12 protein-coding genes and 1 tRNA gene are annotated in these 16,039 nt (G+C 61.9%); 8 read left to right on the forward strand and 5 right to left on the reverse strand.

The genetic code is table 11. The features are described 5' to 3' along the window. Positions 1 to 58: 58 nt before the first annotated feature. Entirely contained in the window at positions 59 to 469 is a 411-nt protein-coding gene (locus tag AC1Q6Z_RS01815) for a hypothetical protein (RefSeq protein ID WP_492646547.1), read from the reverse strand. A gap of 423 nt (positions 470 to 892) precedes the next feature. On the opposite strand from AC1Q6Z_RS01815, the gene AC1Q6Z_RS01820 reads away from it, so the two are divergent. From AC1Q6Z_RS01820 to AC1Q6Z_RS01830, 3 genes are all read left to right on the forward strand, one after another. Beyond that, entirely contained in the window at positions 893 to 1,513 is a 621-nt protein-coding gene (locus AC1Q6Z_RS01820) for a hypothetical protein (protein WP_492646548.1), read from the forward strand. Beyond that, positions 1,513 to 2,007 (forward strand): hypothetical protein, encoded by a 495-nt coding sequence (locus AC1Q6Z_RS01825; protein ID WP_492646549.1) that lies wholly within the window; start codon positions 1,513 to 1,515, stop codon positions 2,005 to 2,007. The genes AC1Q6Z_RS01820 and AC1Q6Z_RS01825 overlap by 1 nt, the downstream gene beginning before the upstream one ends. Positions 2,008 to 2,169: 162 nt before the next feature. Then, positions 2,170 to 3,315, forward strand: coding sequence for a tyrosine-type recombinase/integrase (locus tag AC1Q6Z_RS01830; RefSeq protein ID WP_492646550.1), 1,146 nt, complete (start codon positions 2,170 to 2,172; stop codon positions 3,313 to 3,315). A 58-nt stretch (positions 3,316 to 3,373) separates the two neighbouring features. Here AC1Q6Z_RS01830 and AC1Q6Z_RS01835 read toward each other — a convergent pair. Together AC1Q6Z_RS01835 and cpdR1 are read right to left on the reverse strand one after the other, a co-directional pair. After that, a tRNA-Val gene (locus tag AC1Q6Z_RS01835) sits at positions 3,374 to 3,448 on the reverse strand. Positions 3,449 to 3,542: 94 nt separating this feature from the next. Then, on the reverse strand, positions 3,543 to 3,905 hold the full coding sequence (cpdR1, locus tag AC1Q6Z_RS01840) for a response regulator CpdR1 (protein WP_069061148.1): 363 nt from the start codon (positions 3,903 to 3,905) through the stop codon (positions 3,543 to 3,545). 191 nt (positions 3,906 to 4,096) lie between these two features. On the opposite strand from cpdR1, the gene AC1Q6Z_RS01845 reads away from it, so the two are divergent. Together AC1Q6Z_RS01845 and hisN are read left to right on the forward strand one after the other, a co-directional pair. Next, the gene (locus AC1Q6Z_RS01845; protein ID WP_435266229.1) at positions 4,097 to 4,981 is read left to right on the forward strand and encodes an N-formylglutamate amidohydrolase; all 885 of its coding nucleotides are present in this window, start codon (positions 4,097 to 4,099) and stop codon (positions 4,979 to 4,981) included. Between the two features lie 271 nt (positions 4,982 to 5,252). Continuing rightward, positions 5,253 to 6,026: a histidinol-phosphatase gene (gene hisN / locus AC1Q6Z_RS01850; protein WP_439615922.1), complete on the forward strand. Its 774-nt coding sequence runs from the start codon at positions 5,253 to 5,255 to the stop codon at positions 6,024 to 6,026. Positions 6,027 to 6,033: 7 nt separating this feature from the next. Here hisN and AC1Q6Z_RS01855 read toward each other — a convergent pair whose 3' ends face one another. Beyond that, complete coding sequence (locus tag AC1Q6Z_RS01855) at positions 6,034 to 6,996, reverse strand: alpha/beta fold hydrolase (RefSeq protein WP_439623985.1); 963 nt, start codon at positions 6,994 to 6,996, stop codon at positions 6,034 to 6,036. A 452-nt stretch (positions 6,997 to 7,448) separates the two neighbouring features. Between AC1Q6Z_RS01855 and AC1Q6Z_RS01860 the strand changes: the two genes are divergently transcribed. Continuing rightward, the gene (locus AC1Q6Z_RS01860) at positions 7,449 to 7,910 is read left to right on the forward strand and encodes an Hsp20 family protein (RefSeq protein WP_256120927.1); all 462 of its coding nucleotides are present in this window, start codon (positions 7,449 to 7,451) and stop codon (positions 7,908 to 7,910) included. A gap of 223 nt (positions 7,911 to 8,133) precedes the next feature. On the opposite strand, the gene AC1Q6Z_RS01865 is transcribed toward AC1Q6Z_RS01860, so the two are convergent. Further along, positions 8,134 to 9,180 carry a threonine aldolase family protein gene (locus tag AC1Q6Z_RS01865; protein WP_492646551.1) on the reverse strand — a complete coding sequence of 349 codons (1,047 nt, stop codon included), beginning with the start codon at positions 9,178 to 9,180 and terminating at the stop codon, positions 8,134 to 8,136. A gap of 528 nt (positions 9,181 to 9,708) precedes the next feature. On the opposite strand from AC1Q6Z_RS01865, the gene gltB reads away from it, so the two are divergent. Then, positions 9,709 to 14,433: a glutamate synthase large subunit gene (gltB, locus tag AC1Q6Z_RS01870; RefSeq protein WP_492646552.1), complete on the forward strand. Its 4,725-nt coding sequence runs from the start codon at positions 9,709 to 9,711 to the stop codon at positions 14,431 to 14,433. Positions 14,434 to 14,529: 96 nt separating this feature from the next. After that, positions 14,530 to 15,987, forward strand: coding sequence for a glutamate synthase subunit beta (locus AC1Q6Z_RS01875; RefSeq protein ID WP_256120930.1), 1,458 nt, complete (start codon positions 14,530 to 14,532; stop codon positions 15,985 to 15,987). The last annotated feature ends 52 nt before the right edge of the window (positions 15,988 to 16,039 follow it).

Consider the following 16,039-nt stretch of genomic DNA (forward strand, 5'->3'; position numbering starts at 1 on the left):
AATTTTTTGGTTCTCTAAAAAATGGATTGTTGCGGTTTAAGGTGTGTAGATCCTCAAATTATTTGTCGTCCTTTTCAGGTATATTTAGATTTATCTCTTTCCAATCGCCCTGTTCTCTATCGGATATTAAAACTCTTCCATCTTCATGTATTCTATAAACGCCGCTAAGATCTTTTAGAAATATCTGTATGTAATCATTATGAAATCCGACATCAGTTACAAGTGGATGTCCAATAAATACGACCTTTGCGGCGTCATCGAGTGCTTTCACATGCGCAAGTGTCTGTACATACCGAATCAACATCGATTTTGGATCTTCCGACATATTGAGGGCAACCTCGATTAGCTTACGAACAGCCTCAACTTCGGAATTATATCCCTTTTTTTCTTGGTAAGCGGTAATTCGATCGGCCAACTCGATCGGCAATACATAAACACGCCTTACATTCGCATCTTTCGATCTCGCCATGTGTCACCTCCAATGTCACTGTCTATTGACATCCTCATTGCAATCGATCAATTGTCACTAGTATGGTAACTATCATTGACATTGAAAGGTTAATCTCTGTGTCATCCTATACGCGTTGCGCCGAACGTAGTCGGCGAGTTGTGGTGCTCCTGCCGCCTTCAGAGGTGGCGGAGATCGATCGTTGGGGGGTGCCGGCGGGCATGGAGAACCGCACACGCGCCATCCGTGAACTCATACGGATGGGCCTTACGATCGCACACGAAAGCAACTGTTCGGAAAATAGAAATGGCTCCGTCTCAGCTTAGGAACGGAGCCTCACGCCAGCAATCGATAGACCTAGATGAGAAGAAAATAAAAAGCCGACGCATCACGAGCCTTGGAAACTCTGCGCCGGCTTTATCTGTCATAACCGAGAAAGGTCATATGATGACAACGAACCCTACAATGGAATTGTCGGGGCGTGCAAGCACGTCTTGCGATACCGGATACTTCCTCTCAACGCCGAGGGTGTTGGTGCGAAATTTCGTGTCGAGCCTGGAGGAATACCGCCGTCGAGAAATGGCCTGGAGGGCGGCGGTGGGTACGGATGAGGAAGAGACTGCCGTCAAGATCCTCAATGAGCAGTTCTTGCGCTTGCTTGCCTTCCCCTGCCTATCACCGGAAATGCTTGTCACCAAGGTTGGCACTATTTTGGCCGACGCGGAAATGACCGAGTGGTTGGGTAATGATGAAGAGGCAGTACGCGTTCTGCTATCGTCGCTGCTATGCGTGACCACCGAGCGAGGTGGTCACCGTCCGGCGTTTCAAGCGGCTGTCAATGAAGACGCGCCGGACATGCCTCTGAGTGAGACAATCGTTGCGGCAACTTGCCTCCTAAAAGCCCTGTTGGTTCGGGATGCAGATGGGCCGAGATTGCCCGATCGCTATGTGGTCGCGGAACTCGTCGAAGGCGCCGTGGCAATCCTGACCGATATTGTTGCCGACGTAGAGGAGCTTGAGTTTCCCGAGACCCTCACCTTGAAGCGTTGGAGAGGGGACAATTGATGAACCACACAATTTCCCGACGCGGTTTCATGGCTGTCAGCGGCGCTAGCCTCATTCCTGCCAGTGCTGCAATCTCCGCACGGCGTGCCGACGATGACCGGCTACAGGCCTGCATCATCGAAATTCGCGATATCCTGAAGCGCCGGCACCCTGTCGTGGACGAAGTGCATGACAGCGTCTTTTCCAACGACGACGGTACCTTCCGACTCAGTATCCAGGGCACCCGGTGCTTCCTGCAATACAGCGGCGAAGGGGTGTACGAACTTAGCACCATGGGCGGGAGCGTTGTCACATATTGGCTTCAGAAGGATGTCCAGCGCCGGGTATCGGACGGCACCCCCATCCCTGGCGGGGAATTTTTCTGGGGACGCCTAGTCGGCCACCATGGCTTGGTCGGCGACGTTGTCAGGATGGGGGCTTGCCCTCGCATCATTCGAAAACTGGAAGCTTGGGACGAAGGGGGCTTTTCGAATGAGCGCGACGCTGGATCCTGATGCTCCTCTGCGCCTCAACCAGGCGGCGAGGCTCGCGTTTCCTGATGGAGCTTTGAGCGAAAGCGGTCTGCAAACAGAGTTTCGCAAGGGCAACCTTGAGTGCGAGCGAATTGCGGGGAAGCTCTTCACCACATTGAACAACATCAAGCGGATGAGGGAAAAATGCCGCGAAAGTCAAAAGGCGCGCGGCTCTACCTGCGCAAGCGAAGCGGGCGGCCGACCGTATGGGTCATTCTCGACGGAACAATTGAGGTCGGCACAGGATGCGGCGAGCACGATCGCAGCGCGGCTGAAGTCCAGCTCCAAGAATACCTAGCGCAGAAGCATAAGCCGCAATGGCGACAGGGCGAGCCGGGGCAGGTAGCCGTCGCTGATGTCCTGGCATTCTACGGCCAAGAGCGTGCCCCGCAGCTCGCTCATCCCGAACTTGTGGGGTTCCACGTCGAGCACCTCCTCCGACACTTCGGTGACAAGGTGTGCTCCGAAATCGATGGATCCGCCTGCCGCGCTTATGTGCGGCGGCGGATGGGCGGAGAAGATGGTCGCCGGGCCGTTAAGCAAGGCACGGCACGGCGCGAACTGGAGACCCTACAATCTGCCCTCGGCTTCGCCTTTAAGGAAAAGAAGCTGGTGCTGCCGGTTTTCGTGACCTTGCCTGACAAGGCGCCACCGCGGGAACGCTGGCTGGAGCGTTCCGAGGCGGCCCAGCTTTTGGCGGCCGCGCTGGGGATCGTGCCCATTGCGAGCGACGTTATCAGCCGCGAGCCCGTGAAATGGGGACGGATGTTCCGGCCCACCTATCACGTGGCTCGCTTCATTCTCATCGCTCTGTATACCGGCACGAGGCACGAGGCCATTTTGGCCTTGCGCTGGGGCGTCAACTCCAGCGGCGGCTGGTTCGATCTCGATCGCGGGATCATGTATCGGCGAGGGCAGGGGCAAAAGCAGACGAGCAAGCGCCGACCGCCCGTTCCCATCCCCGAAAACCTTGCTCCGCATGTGCGCCGCTGGCGAAAGCTGACCGTCAACGGGCCGGTCGAGTATCACGGCCGGCTTATCAAGAAAGAGCGGAAAGCCTTTGACCGCGCCACGGATCTGGCCGGCCTCGGCGATGAGGTGACGCCGCATATTTTGCGTCACACTTGCGCGACGTGGATGCTTCAGCGCGGGGTGCCGATTTGGGAAGTAGCCGGCTTCCTCGGCGCGTCGGAAAAGGTGATCCGAGACACCTATGGCCACCATTCGCCCAAGCACCTGGAGGCCGCAAAAAGGCGGTTTAATGGGCAAAGCTTGGGCAACGGAACTTGAGAGGGAATACAGATTATGATGCGAATTGCGCAAACGCCTGACGGGCCGGCGGTTCGGATGGTGGGCGTGACAGGGATTGAACCTGTGACCCCTACGATGTCAACGTAGTGCTCTCCCGCTGAGCTACACGCCCATCCGATGCGGCGGATAGACCACAAAACCTTGGGCGCCGTCAATAGCTTTTTGAAGCTTTTTTTACGGCCCGATTTTGTGGTGTTTTCCGGGTCTTAGGCGGCCAGCATCTTGTTGACCTCGTCGACGAGATCGCGCAAATGGAAAGGTTTCGAGAGGACTTTGGCGTCCTTCGGGGCCTTGGAATCCGGGTTCAGCGCCACGGCGGCAAAGCCGGTGATGAACATCACTTTCAGGTCCGGATCGAGTTCGGTCGCGCGGCGCGCCAGCTCGATGCCGTCCATTTCCGGCATCACGATATCGGTGAGGAGCAGCGAGAAGGGTTCTTCGCGAAGCCGGTCATAGGCGCTGGCGCCGTTGTCGTAGGACAGCACCTGGTAGCCCGCCTTTTCGAGCGCCTTCACGAGGAACCGGCGCATATCGTTGTCGTCTTCTGCGAGGAGAATCTTGGGTGTCATGGAATTCGGGAACCGTTGCTAAGGTTGTCGGCCCGCGGACGGGCGGTTCTGTTACAAGAGCGTATTCCGGTAAATATCCGGTGAATGGGGCAGGGCAAGCCCCTAATCCCTCGTTTCTCAGTATGGACACGGGCGGAGGCCGCTGGCAACATGGGCGACGGTATGACTTTCAGGCATGGTAAAGGACGGCAATGGCGGAGGCTCTGAGCGAAAACAGCCACTTCGAAGTGCTGGAGCCGGTTTCGCAGAGCGTGCCCCTCGTCTTCAATTCCCCCCATAGCGGCCGGCGTTATCCACAGAGCTTCCTCGCGCAGTCGCGCCTCGACGCGCTCGGCATCCGCCGTTCGGAAGACCATTATGTCGACGAGCTCTTCTCGGTCGCCCCGGCCCTCGGCGCGCCGATGCTGGTCGCGCATTTCCCGCGGGCTTGGCTCGACGTCAACCGCGAGCCCTACGAGCTCGACCCGCGCATGTTCGAGGGGTCGCTGCCGTCCTATGCCAATATCAGCTCCATCCGCGTCGCCGGCGGGCTCGGCACCGTGCCGCGCGTCGTGGCGGAGAACATGGAGATCTATCGCCAACGCTTTCCGGTGGCGGATGCGCTGGAGCGGGTGGAGACGGTCTACAAGCCGTATCACGCCTGCCTGCGCCGTCTCGTCGTGCGCACCCATGTGACCTTCGGCTTTTCGGTGCTCATCGATTGCCATTCCATGCCGGGCAATATCCGGGTTTCGGGCACCAGCGTGCGGCCGGATTTCATCATCGGCGACCGCTACGGCACCAGCGCTTCCGGCGAGCTTTCGCGCACCGCCATGCGGCTGCTCGAGGACATGGGTTTTTCCGTCGTGCGCAACAAGCCCTATGCGGGCGGCTTCATCACGGAGCATTACGGCCGGCCCGCCAAGGGGCTGCATGCGTTGCAGATCGAGGTGAACCGCGGCCTTTACGTCGACGAGACGACGCTCGCCAAGAAGCCGGATTTCGCGGTGTTGCAGACGGCTATTTCCGCCTTCCTCCAGGATTTTTCCGACCATGTCGAGGAATATGCCGCAGACCGGGCGCTGGCAGCCGAATAAGCCGCATTCCTCTCAAAAAAAACCGCGCTTTGGGCGCGGTTAAGTCTAGGGAGGAAACACCCAAGGAGGGTATTTACAGTCACGAATGACTGTAGGGAAACAATAATGTTGCGCTGCACAAATGTCAAGCGCAACTGCGGGACAAATTTGAGATCCGTTAAGCAATTTTCCTGCGCGGCGCTGCGGACATGTTCTGCGTCAATCCGGTTCCGTTTTGCCGCGCGATAGCGTAAGGGAAGGGCAGTCCGCAGTCCCCTCCGAGAGATCCCCCATGTTGCCTGATCGCGCCTTTTTCGACCGCCTTGCCGATGCTGCGGCCAAGGAGACCCTGCCGCGCTTTCGCGTCGGCGCCGATGTCGTCAACAAGGAGGCCGCTGGCTTCGATCCGGTGACGGAAGGCGACCGCGCCGCCGAGACGGCGATCCGCGCGCTGATCGAAGAGCGTTTTCCCGAGCACGGCATCCTGGGCGAGGAACATGGTTCGGTTGGGCTCGACCGGGAATATGTCTGGGTCATCGACCCGATCGACGGCACGCGCGCCTTCATTTCCGGCGTGCCCGTCTGGGGCACGCTGATCGGCCTTTATCGCAACGGCGAGGCGGTGATGGGCCTCATCGACCAGCCCTTCACCGGCGAGCGCTATTTCGCGGATGGCAAGATCTCGCACTATGCAGGCCCGGACGGCAGCAAGGTGCTTTCGACGCGTCCGTGCGAAAAGCTGTCGGATGCGATCCTGTTCACCACCTCGCCGCATCTCTTCACGGACACCCGCAAGACGCGGTTCGAGGCGGTGCAGGACAAGGTGCGGCTGTTTCGTTATGGCGTCGATTGTTACGCCTATGCGCTGCTCGCGGCCGGTCATGTCGACCTCGTCGTCGAATGCGGGCTGAAGCCCTATGACGTCGGCGGGCTGATCTCCGTCATCGAGCAGGCGGGCGGCATCATCACGGCTTGGGATGGCGGGCCGGCAGAAATGGGCGGCGAGATCATCGCGGCCGGCAGCCGCAAGGTCTATGACGAGGCGATGGCGCTTCTCAAGGTTTAATCTAGCTTCAGGCGCCGAGGCTGGTGTCTTCGGCGTCGCTGCCCGGAATGAAGGCCTCGATCGCGGCCAGCGCCTGGGCGCGAAAACGGTCGGCCTCCTGGAACAATTCGTGTTTCGCGCCATCGATCTCGATGAGCCGGGCGGCGCGGAAGATGCGCGCGAGATCGCCGATCGCGCGGCGCGGCACCAGCGCATCGGCCGTCGGGCAAAGCAGCAGGGTGGGGATGCGGATGCGCGTCAGGTGATCCTGATGCGTCACGCGGGCCATGGTGCGCAGCGTCTCGTTCAGCCAGCGCGCGCTCGGCCAGCTGATGGAAAGCTCCGGATGTTCGGTGAAGATGGCGGCGTTGCGGATGAAGCGGCGCTCGTCCGAGGTTACGACATTGCGCGGGAAATCGTGTCCGGGATCGCCCTTGCGGAAAGTATGCTTGCCAAGCCCGAAAAGCGAGGCGAGCCGGGCGATGACGGTGATCTTGCTCTGGCTCATCGACTGGCCGGCAAGCGCGATGAAGGGGGCGGCGAGCACCATGCGCTCGATGCGGTTCTCCAGATAGGGCGCCTGCGAAAGCGCGACGAGCGCGCCGGTGGAGTGCGCCACGATGAAGAAGGGCAGGCGGGCGTCCGGCAGCACGATCTTTTCAAGGAAAAGCGAGAGGTCGGCCTCGTAATCGGCGAAGCGGCCGATATGGCCGGCGCGGTTGCCCTTGATCAGCCGGTCGGAACCCGCCTGGCCGCGCCAGTCGAAGGTGGCGACCCAGAGGCCGCGGGCGGTAAGGTCGTTGATCGTCTCGAAATATTTCTCGATGCACTCGCTGCGGCCCTGCAACAGCACGACCGTGCCCTTGGCCTCGCGCTCCTTCGAGCGGAACACGGCATAGCGGATCTTCACGCCGCCGCGGCCTTCCAGAAAACCCGCAAAATGGTTCTCCGGAACGGGATTGTCGGCGGTGGCGTGCAGGATGGAATCCATGGCGCGGGGCGGGTCTCGGCGGGAATTGCTCCCTGGATGGATAGGCGCTGGGTTTCGTGCCGTCAAAGAAAAAAGCCGGATGCATGGGGCAACGGGGGTAGCCCTCATGCAGTCCGGCGCAATTTGACCAGGGAGGAAGGGACGTTGCACCCCGGTCTCAGAAGTTTTCGCTTCCGATGCTGCCGTTCTAGCAAGGTGAAGCTGAACGGTTTCCGAAGCGGGCGTTCATCCGCCGTTCATCTCGAAAATTTCTTCGGCGGGTAATTTTCGGCCGTCCAGCCCCCCTTGAACCGCCGGAAAAGCGTTCCCATCTCATCGTCACGGGCGCCGAAAGGGTCCGTCGAGGCTTCCGTCGCCAAAGAGGGTCGGACGCCGGATGAACCGGGCTGCACCTTCCAGAAATCGGGTGCCGCCTTTTATCGATCGCAACCGTTGCTCTGAAGGAGGACACCATGCGTCACGTCGATTTCTCCCCCCTCTATCGTTCCACCGTCGGCTTCGACCGTCTCTTCACCATGCTCGATAGCCTCGGCCAGCCCGAGCAGGCCCAGACCTATCCGCCCTACAACATCGAACGCACCGGCGAAAACACCTACCGCATCACCATGGCGGTTGCCGGTTTCGACGAAAGCGAACTGTCGATCGAGGCGCGCGAACATGCGCTGACGGTCAAGGGCGAGAAGAAGGACGAAACGGCCGAGGAAAGCCAGTATCTCTACCGCGGCATTGCCAAGCGCGCCTTCGAGCGCCGCTTCCAGCTCGCCGATCATGTGGAAGTGCGCGCCGCTTCGCTGAAGAACGGCCTTCTCCACATCGATCTTCTGCGCGACATTCCGGAAGCCGCCAAGCCGCGCCGTATCGAGATTTCGGCCGTCAACCGCGAAGCCAAGCAGATCGAAGCGCAGACCAACTGATCTGTCGCTTCGTTTAGGAATGAAGAAGGGCGGTGCCGCAAGGCACCGCCTTTTTTGTTATCGGTTTTCTTGGTGTGCAAGGCGATCCCCCACCCACGACGTCATCCTCGGGCTCGACCTGAGGATCCACCGGCGTGTTCGGAGGGTGGATGGTCGGGTCAAGCCCGACCATGACGGAGGAGGGGGTGCGGACTTTTTTGTGTCCCAGGGGCTGCCGGGAGTCTCAGAGCGCCGAGAGGAAAGTGTCAACGTCCGATTCGGTCGTGGCGAAGCTGGTGACGAGGCGGATCAGGGTTTCGTCCTCGCGCATGCTCGCCTTCAGCTCCGGGCCGGCCGGCCAGTCGTAGAAGACGGCGCCCTTGTCCTTCAGCGCCTTCGTCGCATCGTTGCGGATGATGGCGAAGAGTTCGTTCGAGCCGGTCGGCCAGGCGAGGCGGGCCTTTTCGGAAGTGCTGAAACCAGCCGCGAGGCGGGCGGCCATGCCGTTCGAATGGCGGGCGAGTTCCAGCCACAGGCCATCGCGGAAATAGGCGTCGAACTGCGCGGCGATAAAGCGGGATTTCGAGAAGAGCTGGGCGGAGCGCTTGCGCAGGAAATGCATCTGCTGCGCCTTGGCCGGATCGAAGAGCACAAGCGCCTCGGCGCACCAGCAGCCGTTCTTCGTGCCGCCGAAGGAGAGCAGGTCGACGCCACGCTTCCAGGTCATTTCCGCCGGGGTCGTGCCGAGATGGGCGAGCGCATTGGCAAAACGGGCGCCATCCATATGCAGCGGCAGGCCGGCGTTCTTTGTGACCTCCGAAAGCGCGGCGATTTCGTCCAGCGTATAGGCGGTGCCGGCTTCCGTCGCCTGGGTGATGGTAACGGCCATCGGCTGGCCGCCATGCACGAAATCGGGCGGGAAACGCGAGATCGCCGCGGCAAGCGAATCGGCCTGCAACTTGCCGGCGGGGCCGTCGATCGGCACGAGCTTGGCGCCGGTCGCAAAGAATTCCGGGGCGTTGCATTCGTCGACGTTCACATGCGCTTCGCGGTGGCAGAAGACCTGGCCGCCCGGGCGGTTGAAGCTTGCGAGCGCCAGCGAATTCGCCGCCGTGCCGGTGCCGACGAAGAAGACGGCGACGTCGCGCTCGAAGATTTCGGAAAAGGTCTTTTCCACACGCTTGTCGAGGTCGCTCGTGCCATAGGCGGAGGCGAAGCCGCCGGCGGCCTCGACGAGGCTTTTTGCGATGTCGGGATGGGCGCCCGCCCAGTTGTCGGATGCGAAGAACATGCGGTTTCCAATGCGATTGAGGGCTTCGGGGGGACCATAATGGAGAAATGATGGCGATCAATCGCCGCCGCGCGGCACGGCAGCCGTTCCTGTGTAAAATGAAAGGAACGGAAACAATGTGCTACGATGTCGTAATTTAATTTCAAGCCCGCGACCGTGCAGGCAATTTTTCTTCATGAGGTGGTGATTATTTGGCATGATGGCCTTGCAGCGAAGGGTCGTTTCTGGCATAGAGCTTATGAAATAGGACAGTGTTGCTGTCCTATTTCGGTCAAGAGACCGATGAAGCGTCCCCCGCGACCGCGACGGGACGCCGAAGATGGCGCCGGGCATTGGAGACCCTCTCCGGATGCTGCCCGGCCGTCCGACGGTCCTGGATGATCATGCCTGGTCGGCCGTCGTCTTTTTACGGTCGGGTCAGGGTTATATAACAGACGCTCGCGTGGCCGGATTGCTGAAAGGCAAACGGTCGCTACGCGGGCGGAAACGAATGCCCGCACGGTGCCGGGCGCCACAGGAGGAAAGACGATGACGGACATGACGCCATCAAACGGGTTTCGGCAGAGCCACGCGCAGATCACTGCGACGGACGCCAAAACGCGTACCTCCAATACCGGCATGCCAAAACGACAGGGCCTCTACGATCCGCGCAACGAACACGATGCCTGCGGCGTCGGCTTCGTCGCGCACCTGAAGGGCCAGAAGTCGCACCAGATCGTGCAGGACGGGCTGTTCATGCTCGAAAACCTGACGCATCGCGGTGCCGTCGGCGCCGATCCGCTGATGGGCGACGGCGCGGGCATTCTCGTGCAGATTCCCGACCGCTTCTTCCGCGAGGAGATGGCCAAGCAGGGCATCACCCTGCCGAAGGCCGGCGAATACGCTGCCGGCCACATCTTCATGCCGCAGGACGAGACGCTCGTCGAACATTTCAAGAAGGTCATCGCCGACGTCGTTGCAGAAGAGGGCCAGATCCTCATCGGCTTCCGCGACGTGCCGGTCGACAATTCCTCGCTCTCCAAGGCGCCGGAAATCGCCGCCACCGAGCCGCGCCATGTTCAGGTGTTCATCGGCGCCGGACGCGACGCCGCGACGAACGGCGAGTTCGAGCGCCGCCTCTTCACCCTGCGCAAGGTGATCTCCAACCGCATCTATGACGAATATGAAGGCGAAGAGAGCAACTTCTATCCGGTCTCACTCTCCTCGACGACGATCGTCTACAAGGGCATGTTCCTGGCCTACCAGGTGGGTGCCTATTATAAGGACCTCGCCGATCCGCGCTTCGAATCGGCGGTCGCCCTCGTGCACCAGCGCTTTTCCACCAACACCTTCCCGTCGTGGAAGCTCGCGCACCCCTACCGCATGGTCGCCCATAACGGCGAGATCAACACGCTGCGCGGCAACGTCAACTGGATGGCGGCCCGCCAGGCTTCCGTCTCCTCGCCGCTCTTCGGCGACGACATCACCAAGCTCTGGCCGATCTCCTACGAGGGTCAGTCGGACACGGCCTGTTTTGATAACGCGCTGGAATTCCTGATCCGCGGCGGTTATTCGCTCGCCCATGCCGTGATGATGCTGATCCCCGAAGCCTGGGCCGGCAACCAGCTGATGGGGGCCGAGCGCAAGGCATTCTACGAGTATCACGCCGCCCTGATGGAGCCGTGGGACGGCCCGGCCGCCGTCGCCTTCACCGATGGCCGCCAGATCGGCGCGACGCTCGACCGCAACGGCCTGCGTCCGGCCCGTTACCTCGTGACGGATGACGACCGCGTCATCCTCGCCTCCGAAGCCGGCACGCTGCCGGTCAAGGAAGAGAGCATCGTCAAGAAGTGGCGTCTCCAGCCGGGCAAGATGCTGCTGATCGACATGGAAGAGGGCCGCATCATCTCCGACGAGGAGGTGAAGTCTGCGCTCGCCGCCAAGCATCCCTACCGCGAGTGGCTGGACAACACCCAGATCATCCTCGAAGACCTCGGCCCGGTCGAGCCGCGGGCGCTGCGCCGCGACGTATCGCTGCGTGATCGCCAGCAGGCGTTCGGCTATACCCAGGAGGACACCCGCCTGCTGATGTCGCCGATGGCGACGACGGGGCAGGAGGCGATCGGTTCCATGGGCACCGACACGCCGATCTCGGCCATGTCCAGCAAGCGCAAGCTGCTCTACACCTATTTCAAGCAGAACTTTGCGCAGGTGACGAACCCGCCCATCGACCCGATCCGCGAGGAACTGGTCATGAGCCTCGTCTCCTTCATCGGCCCGCGTCCGAACATCCTCGACCACGGCGGTGCGGCGAAGGCCAAGCGCATGGAAGTGCGCCAGCCGATCCTCACCAACGGCGATCTGGAAAAGATCCGCTCGATCGGCCATGTCGAAGACCGTTTCGACACCAAGACGCTGGACTTCACCTATGACGTCTCCCGCGGCGCCGAAGGCCTGCCGGAAATCCTCGACCGGCTCTGTGAGCGCGCCGAGAAGGCCGTCAGCAGCGGCTACAACATCATCGTGCTCTCCGACCGTCAGATCGGGCCGGACCGCGTGGCGATCCCGGCGCTGCTCGCCACCGCCGCCGTGCACCACCACCTGATCCGCAAGGGTCTTCGCACCTCGGTCGGCCTCGTCGTCGAATCCGGCGAGCCGCGCGAAGTGCACCACTTCTGTCTTCTCGCCGGCTACGGCGCTGAGGCGATCAACCCGTACCTGGCCTTCGACACGCTCACCGACATGCACAAGCGCGGCGAGTTCCCGAAGGAAGTGGACGCCGAGGAAGTCGTCTACCGCTACATCAAGGCGATCGGGAAGGGCATCCTGAAGGTCATGTCCAAGATGGGCATCTCGACCTACCAGTCCTATTGCGGTGCGCAGATCTTCGACGCCATCGGGTTGTCGTCTGAGCTGGTCGATCAGTATTTCTTCGGCACGGCGACGACGATCGAGGGCATCGGCCTAGACCAGATTGCGGAGGAAACCTTCGCACGCCACAAGTCGGCCTTCGGCCGCGATCCGCTGCTGGCCAACACGCTCGATATCGGCGGCGAATATGCCTACCGCATGCGCGGCGAGGAACATGCCTGGACGCCGGACGTCATCGCCTCGCTGCAACATGCGGTGCGCGGCAACGCGGCCGATCGCTACAAGGAATTCGCGGAGCTGGTGAATGCCTCGTCGCTGCGCATGAACACGATCCGCGGCCTCTTCGCCATCAAGGGCGCGGAAGACGTCGGTCGTACGCCGATCTCCATCGACGAGGTCGAGCCGGCGGTGGATATCGTCAAGCGCTTCTCCACCGGCGCCATGTCCTTCGGCTCGATTTCCCGCGAGGCGCACACCACGCTCGCCGTCGCCATGAACCGGATCGGCGGTAAGTCGAACACTGGCGAGGGCGGCGAGGAGGCAGACCGTTACCTGCCGCTGCCGGATGGCTCGTCCAACCCCGAGCGTTCGGCGATCAAGCAGATCGCGTCCGGCCGCTTCGGCGTGACGACCGAATATCTGGTCAATGCGGACATGCTGCAGATCAAGGTCGCGCAGGGCGCCAAGCCCGGCGAGGGTGGCCAGCTGCCCGGCCACAAGGTGGATGCGACGGTCGCCAAGACCCGTCACTCCACCCCGGGCGTCGGCCTCATCTCGCCGCCGCCGCACCATGATATCTACTCGATCGAGGATCTGGCGCAGCTCATCTACGACCTGAAGAACGTCAACCCGGAAGCCGATATCTCGGTCAAGCTCGTCTCGGAAGTCGGCGTCGGCACGGTTGCCGCCGGTGTCGCCAAGGCGCGCGCGGATCATATCACCATCGCCGGCTTCGACGGTGGCACGGGCGCCTCGCCGCTCACCTCGCTGAAGCATGCGGGTTCCCCCTGGGAAATCGGCCTTGCCGAGACGCACCAGACGCTCGTGCTCAACAAGCTGCGCTCGCGCATCGCGCTCCAGGTCGATGGCGGCCTGAAGACCGGTCGCGACGTCGTCATCGGCGCGCTTCTGGGCGCCGACGAGTTCGGCTTTGCCACCGCTCCGCTGATTGCAGCCGGCTGCATCATGATGCGCAAGTGTCATCTCAACACCTGTCCCGTGGGTGTCGCGACGCAGGATCCGGTTCTCCGCAAGCGCTTCAAGGGCACGCCGGAGCACGTCATCAACTACTTCTTCTTCGTTGCCGAAGAGGTGCGCGAAATCCTGGCCTCGCTCGGCGTTCGCTCGCTGAACGAGATCATCGGCGCCTCGGAACTGCTCGAAAAGGAGAAGATGATCTCGCACTGGAAGGCCAATGGTCTCGACTTCTCCCGCATCTTCCACAAGGTGGATGCGCCGAAGGAGGCAACCTACTGGACCGAGCGCCAGGATCACCCGATCCACGACATCCTCGACCGCAAGCTGATCGAGCAGGCAAAGCCTGCGCTCGAATCGAAGACGCCTGTGGCCTTCGAGGTCGACATCAAGAACGTCGACCGTTCGGCAGGCGCGATGCTGTCGGGTGCCGTCGCCAAGCGCTACGGCTTCAAGGGCCTGAAGGACGACACGATCTCCGTGACGCTCAAGGGCACGGCCGGTCAGTCCTTCGCGGCGTTCCTGGCGCGCGGCGTCACCTTCGACCTCGTCGGCGCAGGCAACGACTATGTCGGCAAGGGCCTGTCCGGCGGCCGCATCATCGTGCGCCCGCCGACCGGCAGCAAGGCGATCCCGCACGAGTCGATCATCGTCGGCAACACGGTTCTCTACGGCGCGATTGCCGGCGAGTGCTACTTCAACGGCGTGGCCGGCGAGCGTTTCGCCGTGCGCAACTCCGGTGCGATTGCCGTCGTCGAGGGCGTGGGCGACCACGGCTGCGAATATATGACGGGCGGCGTGGTCGTCGTCATCGGCCAGACGGGGCGCAACTTCGCGGCCGGCATGTCGGGCGGCGTTGCCTATGTGCTGGACGAGGAGGGCGATTTCGCCCGCCGCTGCAACATGGCGATGGTCGAGCTCCAGCCGGTGCCGGAAGAGGACGACATGCTGGAGAAGCTGCACCATCACGGCGGCGACCTCATGCACAAGGGCATGGTGGACGTCTCGGGCGACATGACGCGCCACGACGAGGAGCGGCTTTACCAGCTCATCTCCAACCACCTGCACTATACCGGCTCGCCGCGTGCCAAGGAGATCCTCGACCAGTGGGCCGAGTTCCGTCCGAAGTTCCGCAAGGTCATGCCGGTCGAGTATCGCCGTGCGCTGGAAGACATGGAACGCATGAAAATGGCGGAGGCGGCCGAGTAACCCGGCCGCCAAGACTGCGACCTTCCGGCAGTCCCGGAGGGTTTTTCACGCGCCCGGAAGGCGCTCGTTGAACACGCTTGAGATCAGGAAAATACGATGGGCAAGGTTACAGGTTTCATGGAGATCGATCGGCAGGTAGCAAAGTACCAGCCGGCCTCCGACCGCATCCGCCATTTTCGCGAATTCACCATTCCCATGTCGGACCCCGAGGTCCAGAAGCAGGCCGCGCGCTGCATGGACTGCGGCATTCCCTATTGCCACGGCCCGACCGGCTGTCCGGTGCACAACCAGATCCCGGATTGGAACGACCTCGTCTATAATGGCAACTGGGAAGAGGCGATCCGCAACCTGCATTCGACCAACAATTTCCCGGAATTCACCGGCCGCGTCTGCCCCGCACCCTGCGAGGAAGCCTGCACGCTGAACCTGGAAGACGCGCCGGTCTCCATCAAGACCGTCGAGCAGGCGATTGCCGACAAGGCCTATGAGATGGGCTATATCGTGCCGCAGCCGGCAACGGTGAAGACCGGCAAGAAGGTCGCCGTCATCGGCTCCGGCCCCTCCGGCATGGCGGCTGCCCAGCAGCTCGCCCGCGCCGGCCACGAAGTCCACCTCTATGAGCGCGAATCCAAGGCCGGCGGCCTGCTGCGCTATGGCATTCCGGACTTCAAGATGGAGAAGAACTTCATCGACCGCCGCGTCGACCAGATGCGCGGCGAGGGCGTGACCTTCCATTACGGCGTCAATGTCGGCGTCGACAAGCCAATGGAAGAAATGCTCGCCGAGCATGATGCCGTGCTCTATTGCGGCGGCTCCGAGACGCCGCGCGATGCCGGCATTCCGGGCGTCGAGTTCACCGGCGTGCATGATGCCATGCCCTATCTCGTGCAGCAGAACCGCCGCGTCGGCCGCGAGAACATCGACAGCGTCGGCTGGCCGTCCGAGCCGATCCTCGCCGGCGGCAAGCACATCGTCGTCGTCGGCGGTGGCGATACGGCGTCCGACTGTGTCGGCACGGCCTTCCGCCAGGGCGCCGTCAAGGTCACGCAGCTCGACATCCGCCCGCAGCCGCCGGAAAAGGAAGACAAGCTCGCCGTCTGGCCCTTCTGGGCGACGAAGATGCGCACCTCCTCCTCGCAGGCCGAAGGCGCGGTGCGCGAGTTCCAGGTCGGCACGCTCGAATTCGTCGGCGACGAGGATGGCGTTCTGACCGGTGTGAAGTGCTGCCAGGTGGACGATCGCCGCAAGCCGATCGCCGGCACGGAGTTCATCATCAAGGCCGACCTCGCTTTCATCGCCATCGGCTTCCGCGGTCCCTTCACGGACAGTGTCCTGAAGGATCTCGGCGACAAGCTCGCGATCAACACCGACAAGCGCGGTTCGTCTAACGTGATTGCCAACGAACGCGACTACAAGACCTCGGTCGACAAGCTGTGGACTGCCGGCGACGTGCGCCGCGGCCAGTCGCTCGTCGTCTGGGCGATCCGCGAAGGCCGCCAGGCGGCGCGTGCGATCGACGAATCGCTGATGGGCTCGACCACGCTGCCGCGCTGAGGTTTTTGAAACGACGAAAGGGCGCGCCGGGAAACCGGCGCGCCCTTTTTGC

Source organism: Shinella sp. GW835-FHT14H05, assembly GCF_058793575.1.